General features: G+C 61.3%; 1 protein-coding gene. It reads right to left on the bottom strand.

What is annotated here, in order from left to right:
- The coding region (locus ABD353_RS40165) for a TetR/AcrR family transcriptional regulator (protein WP_344628632.1) at positions 1-290 on the bottom strand (290 nt) is incomplete at its 3' end.
- Positions 291-535: the final 245 nt, after the last annotated feature.

Genomic DNA, 535 nt, shown 5'->3' with positions numbered 1-535 from the left:
GTCAGCCCGAACTGGACGTGATTGTCCCACATCCGTTTGACGTCCTCCAGGGGTTCCCCAGAGGGCGAGAAGTCCCGCTCTCCCGCTACGTACTCCTCGAAGCCGGCTGCAACGACGGCGTCGAACAGCCCTTCTTTGTCGCCGAAGTGGTGGTAGAGCGTGGGCGCCGTGACGCCGGCGAGTTTGGTGATTTGGCGCGTAGAGACCGGTGACCCGTCCGAACTCGCCAGCAACTCGGCAGCTGCACGGGGCAGCCGAGTTTTGGGCGGAAGCTGGTCATCGAAACTCATAGCCGCTACCCTAGCACCTATAGCAATGCTATATGAAGTGAGTCACAGGAGATTTGTTCGGAACTCGAGGCGCCGTAGCCGGTGGGTCCGATCCGAGAGCAGGAACAGAGGATTTCAGTGCAGAATTTCCAAGGAGTAGGCGTCAGCCCCGGCCGCGTCATTGGCACTATCCGCCAGATGCCCAAGCCAGTCAGCGAACCGCCGTCGGGAGAGCAGCTAGCCTCTTCCACCACCGCGGAAGAGGC

The sequence above is a fragment of the Kitasatospora arboriphila genome, assembly GCF_039528095.1.
In the GTDB taxonomy this organism is placed as follows: Bacteria; Actinomycetota; Actinomycetes; order Streptomycetales; family Streptomycetaceae; genus Kitasatospora; species Kitasatospora arboriphila.
This window is presented reverse-complemented; position numbering and strand designations above follow the sequence as displayed.